Source organism: Bacillus sp. EB106-07-01-XG149, assembly GCF_058791555.1.
This window is the reverse complement of record NZ_JBYTDP010000001.1, coordinates 541,025-553,871: the sequence shown is the minus strand read 5'-3', so window position 1 is coordinate 553,871 and position 12,847 is coordinate 541,025. Positions and strand designations below refer to the sequence as shown.

The following is a 12,847-nucleotide window of genomic DNA, read 5'->3' as shown; positions in this document are numbered from 1 at the left end:
GGAATTAAAATGAATAAAAACTTTCCTTATAAACTACTTGCTTTATCGACGTTTTTAACTGTGACAACAACTACTGTAGTTTCTCCAGTGGCAGCCTTCGCAAGTGAAAGTAAAATGGAACAAACTAGTACCGAAGATATATCTCTTTCTGTAAACAGCGAAAAGATGAAAAAAGCTTTGCAAGATGCTGGGGTATTTGCAAAATCTATGAATGATTACTCTTATTTGTTAATTAAAAACCCAGATGTTAACTTTGAAGGAATTGACATTAAAGGATATACAAATCTACCTAGTCAAATTCTACAAGATCAAAAGAATGCAAGAGAGCATGCTACGAAATGGGATTCACACATAAAAAAACAACTTTTAGATACACTGACGGGGATTGTAGAGTATGATACTAAATTCGACAATTATTATGACACATTAGTAGAAGCGATTAATGAAGGGGATGCAGACACATTAAAAGAAGGCATTACAGATTTACAAGGTGAGATTAAACAAAATCAAGCATATACACAGAATTTAATACAAGAACTAGCTAAGTTAAGAGATAGTATTGGAGAAGATGTCCGGGCATTTGGAGGTCATAAAGATATTTTGCATTCGATTCTGAAAAACCAAGCATCTGGAATTGATGAAGATGAAAAGCGCCTAAATGAAGTTTTAGAGCAAGTTAGACATTTTAAACAAGTAGAATCAGATGGAATAATAACTGTATCAATTCCCTCAATTCCTACGTGGATTGCTGGTGGTGTAATGATAGGGGTAGCAAGAAATAATTTAGGTACATTAGAGCCGTTGTTAGCACAATTACGTCAGACTATAGATTATAAAGTAACATTAAATCGTGTAGTTGGTGTTGCGTATAATAATATTAATGAAATGCACAATGCGATTGGATCGGCTATTAATGCACTTACCTATATGTCTGCACAATGGCATGATTTAGATTCTCAATATTCGGGAGTGCTTAGTCATATTGATAAAGCATCCCAAAAAGCGGATCAAAATAAATTCAAATTCCTAAAACCTAATTTGAATGCAGCGAAAGATAGTTGGAAAACATTGAGAGCGGATGCGTTTACATTAAAAGAAGGGATAAAAACATTAAAAATGGATCCTGTTTCTTCAAAAAAATAGCGGAATACGGTATTTGTTGCAAGGGCATTTATACAGTTATAAAATGATTTTTTGTTCTTTATAAATTGAAAAGACGGAGGTATAATCAGGCCTCTGTCTTTTGTTTTATTGAAATATTTTTATAATTCCATCCTATATGTAGAAAGTAGTTATACAAGTTTGAATTTTTAAGGTGAATGATTTTTATGAATTTTTCCGTAAAACCTAATCTATGATTAGTGAGCTTTATATTCTTATTTTCCTAATTGAATACTTTTATACAATTAGATGGAAGTTAAGAATACTAAATCAAAACATAATAGGTTGTTATTGATGAGTTTATCGTAAAGTTGTTATTTTATGTGTCATCAAATAACATTTATAAACAATTAGAAATAAAGAAAAGGAGACTATTATGAGAAAAAATAGAGTATTAGATACAACATAAATAGCGTAAATAGTTTTTGATGTAAAAACATGATAAATAAAATAATAGTCCTTACATGTACTAAGGGAAAATGAGGGAGATAATATGGGGAATAACTCAAAATATAAAACTAGAAAAATACTTGCAGCTACTGCTACAGTAACTATGCTTACGACTGGAATGGTTTCTTCATCAGATGTCTTTGCAGAGGAAACAAAGCAGCAAAAAAAAATATCGACATCATTGCAAGAGGAAAAGTCAGTTAAATCAGAAAGCAGAATATATACAGTCCCAGGAAAAGGGGATGTTGAGATACTGAAACAACAGGAAAGAAAAAGTATGGCATTTAGTCCATATGAACCCACTGGTTTATATGCAAAGCCAAATGAACAAATAACGATTAATGTAGAAGGAAATCAAAATATTCAAGCATACATTGGAACGTATTCGTATGATGCTTCTTGGAGAGAAGATTCTAAAATAAAATTATTTACATTAAAACCTGGTATAAACACAATCCAATCTCCAAATGGGGGGATGATTTATTTTTATAATAAACAACAAGGTGGCACTATTCGAACAACAGTCACAACGGGTGGAGCGACTACTCCTTTCTTTGAACTAGGCAAACATACGAAACAAGATTTAATAAACATGCTGGACCAATATCCAAATGCACATGCAGTGGAGTTAAAAGGAGAACGTGTATTAATTACGGCCAGCCCGGCACGTGTTAAGAAATATTTGTTAGGTTCTAATACAGATCCTGTACAACTCTTAAAAAAGATGGATGAAGCTACTCGAATTCAAGACAGAGTAGCTGGACTATCTGAAGAACAAGCAGATAAACATTATATTCATTACGTAGAAGAAAATCATTCTCCTGATTATTATATGTATGCAACTTCTTATCGAACCGCATATGTGGGAGACGCAATCCAATACGTGTTAGATATTAATAAATTTATAAAAGATGGTTGGGGTCCATGGCATGAGGCAGGGCATTTGAGACAGCAATCACCTTGGAAGTTTTATAATATGACAGAAGTACAAAATAATATTTACAGCCTTTCTGTAGAAAAAGCATTTACATCTAATCAACCTTTTAGATTGCAACAAGAGGGTGCTTATACTAAGGCATTTCAATACTTAGAACAATCTAATAAAAATTATGATGAAATTAGTGATGCTTTTGTTAAGCTTGTTATGCTTTGGCAACTACAATTAGCATATGGAGAAGACTTCTATCCTAAACTGCATCAATTGTATAGAGATATGCCTTCTGATGAACTTCCACAAACAGATGAAAATAAAAAACAATTATTTATGATCTCAGCATCAAAAGTAGCCAAACAAAATTTGATGCCTTTCTTTGAGAAGTGGGGATTACGTCCAAATAATGATACCATTCAAAAAGTGGCTGCATTAGGATATCCAATTTTAACAGCAGAGATTTGGAAGGGTACTGATTCTAATCCGATTAAACCAAATGTGCCTAATGCAAATAATATTTTAGAAGGAAGACAGTTTGCGTGGTCAATGAAAGGAATTAGTGATTTCGAGTTTGCTAAAATCAATTTCAATAAGTCGGCAGAAGAAATGCAAGTGGACTTAAAAGCAGGCGTACCGCATCACTATTTTAATGAAACATATGCGAGTATTAAAGTACAAAATGCATCAGGCAAAGTAGTATACAAGAAAGACATTTATGGAAACAAACAACAAAATGCTGAATCGCAAAAAGTTCCAGTTAAAGTAGGGGATTATATTGAGTTAACACATCTAGAAGGTGTGCATAGAGCTACTTTAACAAATATAGATAATAGTAAACAAGAAAGCTTTGGAAAAAAAGCAATGTACGAAGTTACAAAAGAAGGTCTGAAAAAAGTAGAAAAAATGCCAGAAACAACGGTTTTAGACGGGAATCAATTTGGCTGGTCTTTAAAAGGATATAGTGATAGAGAGATTGCAAAAATAAATTATAATGGGGTAACAGAGAAAATGCAGGTGAATTTAGAGGCAGGCGTACCACATTCTTATTTTAATAATACGTATACAAGTATCAAAGTACAGAATTCATCCGGTAGTGTTATGTACAATAAGGAAATAGTGGGAAATAGACAGCAAACTGCTGAAAGCCAAACTGTGCCAGTCAAAGTGGGAGATTATATCGAGTTTACCCATATAGAAGGGGAGGCAGTAAATGAAAAGACACGGGCTACACTTACTAACCTTGAGAATAATAAACAAGAATATATAGGCAAAAAAAGAATCTATCAAGTTACTTCAACGGGATTAAACAAAATAGATTAACATGAAAAACATTCAAATTATTAGTTAGATGCTTGATAGTCGTTCATTATGAACGGCTATTTAGCTTTTATTTAAAATAAAGTTAAATTAATTTTAAAAATATGTTTGAGAATAGAGCAATGTTTAGGTGCTATAGATTTGAGAAAAAAGAAACAGAATAATAAGGTATTTGTTGATAAAGACTCTCTTGTATTACAAAATTTTACATATTTAGTATGATGTATATGAGTGCTATATATTAAGGGAGGAATGGGAATGAAGAGGTTCATAGCTCATGCAAATGGTAATAAGATCTTTAAAAAGTTAGTTTTAATGGTGTTACCAATGGTTCTAATGATAATGATGATAACCCCATCGAATGATGCATTGGCAGCCAGCCAATTAAATGCGTGTTCACTAAAAGGTGTGAATCTATTTAATGGAAGCTGGACTGTTGCTATACAAGCTGCAAATTTACAATATGTGTCTGCTGAGCCATCGGGAAATGTAGTAGCAAATCGTACATTAATTGGGGCGTGGGAAAAATTTATTTTATATAATGGTGGAGACAATAGGGTATATGTATTACAAGCGTTAAGTAATGGTAGATTTATATCAGCAAATGGTGGTAGAGAATTAACAGCTAATAGTTATGTAGCTGGAAGCTGGGAAAGATTTGTTATTGTGTACTTCTAAATTTGGAAGTGTAATATTTCTAAATGATAATGACATGTTTAGTTAATAATAATGCATAATAAAATAAAGGATTAAGTACTTAAGACAAGTGTATATTTAGGTACAAAAAGGACTACAAGTAATTGTCAGCGCTTTTTGTATGTTAAATAAGTAACTGCTGTAGATGTAATAAGAAGAAAAAGAACCCTATAGGGTTCTTTTTCAAGGCATATTAACTGTAAGGAGAATCATGAAATGCTACTTCAAATCTTTATTAGGGGAAAGATTTTGAAAAAGCTTAACATACATCTATTTTTACATAAATGTAAGATATAGTAAATTGATAATGTTTATACTTATTATTATTAATATTCAATTAAGATAGTTAACACTATGCTTATAGTGTTAACTGGTGTTTAGTGAAGTATACATTGAGATATCTAGTATTAGATTACAATTTTCAAAAAAGCTAATAGATTTATCATTTCAAATTTTAACTAAGATTTAAACGATTTTAATTGAAATTGGGTGTGTATTAACTCCATGCCTATCAACTTAATATTTTAAATGCCCTCATAACAAAATTTTTCTTTCTACAGTTATTTATGTAAATTTAGCTTATTTTTTGTTTGGGGACTAATTCTTAAATACAGTCATCATGCTGGTATTCTTCACAAATATTTAGATATTGATAGTAGGATACTAAACCGATTGATTTCGAAAATTCCGTACCTTATACTTTTTGAAAAGTATAAGGTACGGAATTTTTCCTATGATTTCTACTGATTTTTATCCGTATCAATCTTTTGTACGGATCTATGCTCTACATCAACTAAAATTTTGTTTTTCCAATTTCCTTCTGTTTTTCCAACTCTATCAATATTGATGTTTATAGTTAAAGAATTAGGGAATTTTTCTCCTTGAAGTTCTTCAAAAACTACTGCTCCTTCTGGTTTATCATGAAAAGCCAGCGCAGTTTCATAAGCCTTTCCTGTTGCATCAGTTAAGTAAAACATACCAATATCCGGTGCATTTGGATTACCAATACGATCCTTTTGATAGCTGTCTAGATTATTGTTACTAAGAAAACGCAATTCACTTACAGTATTAAATTTTTCATTCTTATACGTTGGACTTGCCACTTGCTTACCCTTTTCTTTACCACTGGATATGATATGCAATCCATTTGTATTAAATTCATACGGAATTATTAATCCATCTTGTTGTTCAAATCGGTAGTAAACAAGTATTTTATCCTCTTGGATTAACATTTCTTTTAAATGAAGCGTAATTCCTTGATCTGTTATTTTTTGATCCAAAGGTATAGATTTTCCCGCTGCTGCATACTTTCTAACTTGATCAGTAATCATGTCATTCAATTTTAATTGAGGTTGCGTAAAATAAGAGTTATTTAGTGCCATTGTACTAGTTGGTATAATGATAGCTGCCGCTAAACCTGTTATTAATAATTTCTTTTTCAATTTCTTTTTATTCTCCCTCTTGTGAATTTGCGTAAATGAGTGATATGCACGCTCTTTAACTTCTTTAGGAACTTCTTGTTTCATTTCTTTTTTTAATTCATTTGAAAATGACATTTGATTTATATTCCTCCTCATCAATTTCAATATTAGATTGATTCCGAATTTTTTCTAACGCTCTATGAATTCTAGACCTTACCGTACCTATAGGGATTTGTAATAATTCCGCAATTTCTTCATATGTATAATCGTGATAAAAACGATACACTATCACAACTCTAAATTTGAACGGCAATTCTTGAATCAATGTTAGCAATTCCTTTTGTGTTTCCTTTTCAAGTAATAGTTTTTCTGGGATTTCTACAACTGACTCCTGCATTGAATGCTGTTTTTCAAATAAACGCATCCTTTTCCAAACTTGTTTTCGCCATTGACTAATTTGTTTATAGACAATGCCATTCACCCAAAATAAAAAAGGTCTAGATTGATCATATTTTGAGATGGATTTCCATAGTTGAAAGTAAACCTCATTTACAATTTCATTTGTATCATGACTATTTTTAACTATGGCAAATACGGTGTCATATATCCTCTGATTTGTTAAATCAAATATATATTCAAAAGCTTCTTCGTCACCGGATAACAGACGGTCTATCCATGTGCTTATGTTGTCATTACTAGCCAAACAGGCACCCTCCTTAAAATTGATTTCACTATATATTGGACAGTAATCAAGATAAAGTTCCAATTTTGATAAAAAAATATATTTTTTTATCTTCTCTTAAGACGTATATAGAATACGTAGATTTTTAAAGAATTTACACTGGACCTTTAGAAAAAAGAGAAAATCTCATATGAAATTAAACCTATATAATCTTAGCTTGATGGGCATGTGTATTAACTCGTGTAAGCTAAATAAAAGTAAATAAAATAAAAAAGGACCCTGTAAAAAATACAGGGTCACAGGGTTAAGGGAACGCATAGTTTCTTAAAATCATAATAGCATATATTTTTTGTATAGCTATATGAGGATTTTGACCAAATTAAGAACAAGACAGAAAATCTTTAAGAAAGCAAATTTAGTGCTGGAAAATTGATTTGGAATTAAAATATTAACATGTTGATATAGATGAGCCCTCTTGAGCACCGTGATCAAAATGTCTTTTAATTAGAGGTTTGGGTTAGTGAGATAATTAAATCTTCCTGAAAAAGAAAAATGTTTTTTTAGATTAAAAGAAGAAAAGACACCATTCGGGTGTCTTTTCTTTTGGTATACAGCTCACATATTGTTGAATTAGATATGAAACCATAATTCGACTATGAAATAAACAACATAAGAAATTTTAACATAATCTGGACTGAACAGAATATGTAATAGTGCATTTTTAGTTTTCATTTGGTTTATTGGATAGAGAACAGCAATATAAATAAAAAAGGGCATGCAGTCGTATCTGCCGCCCTTTTTTAGGAGGAATTTAAGACACCAATAGGACACGTATTGGTAAAAAGGCTCAAAAATAGTATATGTAAAAAGAAAATGTCCTATACCAAAAGTGGACTGAGCTTTATCTTTTTTACTTATTCAAAATCTAATTCCGTCCTTTTCAAAATCAGTAAAGCGAACGTATGGTTTGGAATGAAATTAGAAAAAGTATACATGAAACTGGCAGACAACAATTTTGTCGCCTGCCAGTGCCAATGGACTGAATGAGTTAGTCAATTACTATAAATTACTATCTCATTACCAGAAGAGTGAAGCCGCTAGTTCAAACGGCTTAAACCTAGTTTGCCTGATAAAGAAAAAATTATGAGTAAAAATTTTGTTTGCTCTATATGAAAAGATAAATAGATATTCATCAGACAAGGATAATACAGCATACCTTGAATAGGGTGTAGGAACGAATGTGATTAAGGAAGGGACTGAATTAGAAGTGGGAATTTCGGACAGGATTTGGAGAGCCGTGGTTGCCTTGGGCATTGCGACTAATATCGTTGCTTGTATAATGGCAGTATACATTCAAAAATATGAGCTAAAGATAAACTACCTTACAAATATTTTATTTTTAATAATTATAGCGATAACGTATATTAAGATGAAAATTAACAAGTGGGTGGCGTTAGGATTTACGTTAGTTGTAATGGAAACAGGTATTAAGGCAGGTTATGACTTCTACACACAGGATTACTATGGTGTCAGTTGGAGTTTAGCTATCATTGTCTATTGCATATATTGTATTTTCGTTAAAGCAAGGCATTATTCTCTCATAAAAAGGAATCACTAGAACAATATGTGATTCCTTTGAGAAATGCTATTAAATCTAAGACTAATTTCTAATGGTCCCAGTATCTTTTATTTTGACGTGTGTCTTTACATTTATTTTAGCCTCTGCTAACGCTTGCAACCAATCTCCTTTTACTTTTTTCCATTCTTTATATTGAAAAGCTCTAGCATATAGGGATAATCCAATTGGATCAATTTTATTCTGCTGTATTTTATTCAACATATTTTGTAAATTATTATTAATTTCTTTTTGAATAGCACTTTTTAAATTATTTATATTTGTTTTATTATCATAGTGCCCCTTAATTAAATTCGCATTGGTTTTTTCTATTAAAGCTACATTAGCATATATATTGAAATTAAATATAAACTTTCCGTTTTGAAAATCAACATCTACTTTCCTTGTCGCGTTCTGTACGAAGATAGAGGTGTTTGTTTTTTTGTTGGACTTTTTAGGAGGAAGCGCAAGGTGTAGTATCATTCGGCCGTTACTTTTTGGCTTATTAATAAGATTGAAAAATTTAACATCTTTTTTAGGGATATGAGTTAAATATTTCCCTTTTCGATTTAAAAATGCAATTCCTACTGTGTCGATTTCATTCTTTGTTTTTTTGATAATTGGAACAGCTTGCGTCATTCCTTCTTCATTTTGTTCTCTCATTAATTGTTGAATTGTAGAAGAGACGGATTGGTTATTTTGAATTGAGGATTCGATTACACCATTTATATAAGATGAAAGTGATGGTTTACTAGGCTTATGAATTTTAAAAATTTCTTCTGTAGGTCCATCTACAAGTACTACTTTAGTATTAATGGTAGCGTAAGGATCACGGTATGACGAATCAAGCTCCTGCAACCAATTTGCTTCTTGCGCTAATTTTTTCCCAATTAAAATGATTTCAGCTTTGGAAGCTGTCATATAGCCCGTTAATTTCGTATCTATCTTACTGAATCCAGTATATACAGTTGATGCATGTGTCCAATGTTCTATAGTACTTTTTTGCTGTTTATGATGAAAGAGTGGTATGCTTGTTCCAACTTTTATGTCTCCATTAGGGGTTTTATCCAAGCCAATTAACAGGATTAATGAAACCTTCTCAAGAGGAATTCTCTGACTACAACCAATTATATATACACAACAAGTTACAATCCATATACATTTTCGAATCAAAGTTGCTTCCTCCTAATAATCCAAGTAAAAAGAATACTGTAAGAGAAAAATAAGATTGGTAATAGAATAAAGAAAACGACATTTAAGATATCCATAAGAGAATATATAAACAAATATTGATCCACATCGGGATTTAGGAAAATAAATATGCCAACTATAAATAACATAAAAGCAAGCAGCGCCCAATTGCGGGTGTTTTTTTGAAGTGAAATGGTCACAGATTCAAAACTGAAAAATAAATACGGATATATCGTAGTGGAAAATACAATTAAATAGTAAGCGATATATATAATTTCTAATCGTTCCATGAATGAAAAACGAACCCCTTTTAACAGATGAAATACTGGCCAGATTACGTCTTTTATCCCCTCCGGACTAAAGTATATATAAGAAAGAATAGTCACATATAGATAGAAAAACATAGTTCCAGTATTCGCAATTAGTAGTCCTTTTATGGCTTTTTGTTTTCTTTGTAAGAACGGGTATATATAATATGCAATTTCTAAGCCAGCATAAGGAGTAATGGTTTCTTTTGTTGCCTTTACAATAGGGTATAATCCATCTTTAAAAATAGGTAGTAGGTGTAAAGGGTTGTAGTTAGTCTTTAGTGAAAAAAGAAGAAATAGTGGCATCCAAGTAGTGAAGAAGAAAACAAGCATAGAATAACTAGTAAGAGCCCTTAACCCACTCAGGGCTAAAATAATAAAAGGTAATAGTAATAATATGGTGATTTGATAAGCAGGAGTGGAAGGGAATATCCACACTTTTACAATATCAGTTGCCTTTAATAAAGTATTAAAGCCAGCAAAAAATAGATAAAAGGCATATAAAAGAAAAAGAATTGTCCCTATCCATTTACCAAAATATCTTTTTAAGATTTGTGAGAAATTTTTGTTAGGATTTTTTTGTAACATTAATATAATAAATACGCCGATTATAGAAGTAACTATCCATCCAAGAATGATGGAAATCCAGCCATCTGTGCCAGCTGTAGTAGCAAGTGGACTTGGCATAATTAACATACCTGATGCTAGTTGCAGTGAATGAATGAAAATAATAAATTCGAATAAAGTTAGGTTTTGAAATTTAAGATTCCCCATGCGAACCACCTTCTTTTTTCTTTTTTTGTTTCGGCTGTCCTGTACTCGAGCGGGTGGTAATCATAGAAATAGGAAATCTTACAAAAGAATCTTTTAATTCTTTGAGCCGAAATGGCGCGATTGGCAATCCGTATGGTGAACCATAGGAAGTTAGTGAAACAAAATGAGCGAATAAGAGCATTAATCCACTAACAATACCTACAATCCCATAAAAGTATGCCAATAACATCATTGGAAAACGAATAAGGCGTATAGAACTTGATAAATCATAATTAGAAACAATAAATGATGCAATGGCTGTAATAGATACGATAATAACCATAACGTTACTCACAAGACCAGCTTGAACAGCAGCCTGTCCAATTACAATCCCTCCAACAATTCCTATAGTTTGTCCAATGGGTTGTGGTAAGCGAATACCAGCTTCACGTAGCATTTCTAGTGTGATTTCCATTATAAAAGCTTCCAATAAGGGAGAGAAAGGGACTTTGACTCTTGACGTTGCAATAGAAGTGTATAAATCTATAGGAATGATTTCAAAGTGAAAAGAGACTATAGCAATATAAAATGCCGGTAAAAAAATAGCTATAATAAATCCTGCAAATCGTAATAGGCGAAAAAAAGATGCAATGAGCCAATGAATATTATAATCATCTGGAGTTTGAAAAAATCCAATTAAATTCATTGGAACAATCATTGCACCAGGGGATCTATCCATTAACACTGCTACTTTCCCATCAAGTAAATGATTTGAAATGGCATCTGGGCGTTCGCTTAAATAAGCCTGTGGAAAAGGAGTCCAATTTTGATCTTTTGTATAATTAGATAGTTCTCCAATGCTTAATATCGCATCCGTTTTAATTTTACAGATTCTAGTTTCTATTTCTTGGACAACATCTGCGTTTGCTACATCACCTAAGTAAATTAAAAAGACTAATGAAGTTGCTCGTTCTCCAATCGTCAGCTTTTTGATTTTTAACTCTGTAGAAGGAAGATATCGACGAATTAAGCCTATATTTTTTGTGGCATTCTCAATAAATCCATCATGTGAGCCTTTAATAGTAACTTCTGAAATTGGTTCTTGAATTGCTCTTTCTGCCCAGCCTTTTGTATTTATTAGAAGTGACCGCTTTTCTCCTTCCATAAATAGAACACATTGACCTTCAAGTAATCCTTCTTTAATTTCATTCCATGTATAAACTATTTTGGTATGAGTAGCAATAATATTAGAATTAAATATTTGGCTGTCCTCATTTACTTTTTGTAATAATGGTGTAACAACATTGCCTTTTAAAGCGACACCATCTGTAAGGCCTTCAAAATAATATAGTAAAATATTCGTGTTTGTTTTTAATTGCAAAGGATGTTCGATTAAATCTGCACTAATATCAAAGATATTATCTAATGTATTTTTAAGCTCTTCTAAGTTACTTGTTTGGATCTTTTCAATGTTTTTATCTGTTTTAGTTTCTAAGGTCTCTTCATTTAAGGACAAAATTGACACCTCTTTAATATATAACAATTAGTTGTATTTATTATTTTTATATGATGGAATTTTATTCATAAATTTAAACAAATTTGGAATGGAAATTAATAATTGAGAGTAAAAAAGTAGAGGAAATTTGTGTGGAAATCTAAGTATCAAGATAGAATTGAAATTTGAATGATTATAACAAAAAAGAACCCTTGTAAGGCTCTTTTTCATAGTTGGTAAATATGTTGTCAACAATAGAGGGAAATTAAGATAGTAATTTAGATGTCTTTAAGTTAATCAGCTGAATTTTGTAGGAAGAATACTTTTTTCATATTTTAATGATCGATTAAAAAGAAATTACATTTATTTGGGTGTTCTAGTGTATTTGAACTTTGCATGCTAACAATTTTTGTTTAGGGACAAAATGTATTTTTCTAAATTGAAAGAAAAAATTAAAGTGCAAAATTCCTATTGTTTATTTTGGAAGGTATCAAATATTTCTTTGGCCTTATTTACTTGATGTTACCGTACGTTTATATGTTCCTAAGGGAAAGAAATACTTTCATTTTTATTACCCTCTATTGTTTGATTAAGATGGTAACATGAAATTAAAACGTTTACAACCAGAAAATAAAGAAAAAATAGTAAAATACGACTTTTTTCGACAATCTTTCTGTGTTAATATCTAATATTTTTATAGGAAAAGGTGGAAGGAAACGTACCTTTTCCTATAAATTGTTGTGTAGGAATTAGAAATAACTAAAGTAGTAATAATAGCTTAAAATTAAAATGACATTCCATGAATTTGATCCCAAAATCATGGAAAC

9 protein-coding genes are annotated in these 12,847 nt (G+C 31.3%); 4 read left to right on the top strand and 5 right to left on the bottom strand.

What is annotated here, in order from left to right; genetic code table 11:
• The first annotated feature begins 9 nt into the window (after positions 1–9).
• The 3 genes from hblA to AC3WTA_RS02865 all read left to right on the top strand — a co-directional run bounded on the left by hblA (position 10) and on the right by AC3WTA_RS02865 (position 4,537).
• Positions 10–1,143 carry a hemolysin BL binding component B gene (hblA, locus tag AC3WTA_RS02875; protein WP_001038658.1) on the top strand — a complete coding sequence of 378 codons (1,134 nt, stop codon included), beginning with the start codon at positions 10–12 and terminating at the stop codon, positions 1,141–1,143.
• A 511-nt stretch (positions 1,144–1,654) separates the two neighbouring features.
• Positions 1,655–3,862: a M60 family metallopeptidase gene (locus tag AC3WTA_RS02870; RefSeq protein ID WP_000527924.1), complete on the top strand. Its 2,208-nt coding sequence runs from the start codon at positions 1,655–1,657 to the stop codon at positions 3,860–3,862.
• Positions 3,863–4,117: 255 nt separating this feature from the next.
• Entirely contained in the window at positions 4,118–4,537 is a 420-nt protein-coding gene (locus AC3WTA_RS02865; protein ID WP_000819322.1) for a fascin domain-containing protein, read from the top strand.
• Between the two features lie 758 nt (positions 4,538–5,295).
• Here AC3WTA_RS02865 and AC3WTA_RS02860 read toward each other — a convergent pair.
• Complete coding sequence (locus AC3WTA_RS02860) at positions 5,296–6,111, bottom strand: DUF4179 domain-containing protein (protein ID WP_000010529.1); 816 nt, start codon at positions 6,109–6,111, stop codon at positions 5,296–5,298.
• Positions 6,095–6,679, bottom strand: a complete 585-nt coding sequence (locus AC3WTA_RS02855; RefSeq protein WP_000157852.1) for a sigma-70 family RNA polymerase sigma factor — start codon at positions 6,677–6,679, stop codon at positions 6,095–6,097. Before AC3WTA_RS02855 ends, AC3WTA_RS02860 begins: the two co-directional genes overlap by 17 nt.
• Before the next feature lie 1,246 nt (positions 6,680–7,925).
• Between AC3WTA_RS02855 and AC3WTA_RS02850 the strand changes: the two genes are divergently transcribed.
• A complete protein-coding gene (locus AC3WTA_RS02850) occupies positions 7,926–8,276 on the top strand; it encodes a hypothetical protein (protein ID WP_033657795.1) in 351 nt (116 codons plus the stop codon).
• A gap of 42 nt (positions 8,277–8,318) precedes the next feature.
• Here the strand turns inward: AC3WTA_RS02850 and AC3WTA_RS02845 are convergent, their stop codons facing one another.
• The 3 genes from AC3WTA_RS02845 to AC3WTA_RS02835 are packed head-to-tail and all read right to left on the bottom strand — an operon-like array spanning position 8,319 to position 12,041.
• Positions 8,319–9,446, bottom strand: coding sequence for a Ger(x)C family spore germination protein (locus AC3WTA_RS02845; RefSeq protein ID WP_000619585.1), 1,128 nt, complete (start codon positions 9,444–9,446; stop codon positions 8,319–8,321).
• Positions 9,443–10,546 (bottom strand): GerAB/ArcD/ProY family transporter, encoded by a 1,104-nt coding sequence (locus AC3WTA_RS02840; protein ID WP_000527380.1) that lies wholly within the window; start codon positions 10,544–10,546, stop codon positions 9,443–9,445. The genes AC3WTA_RS02845 and AC3WTA_RS02840 overlap by 4 nt, the downstream gene beginning before the upstream one ends.
• Complete coding sequence (locus AC3WTA_RS02835) at positions 10,533–12,041, bottom strand: spore germination protein (RefSeq protein WP_000055696.1); 1,509 nt, start codon at positions 12,039–12,041, stop codon at positions 10,533–10,535. The genes AC3WTA_RS02840 and AC3WTA_RS02835 overlap by 14 nt, the downstream gene beginning before the upstream one ends.
• Positions 12,042–12,847: the final 806 nt, after the last annotated feature.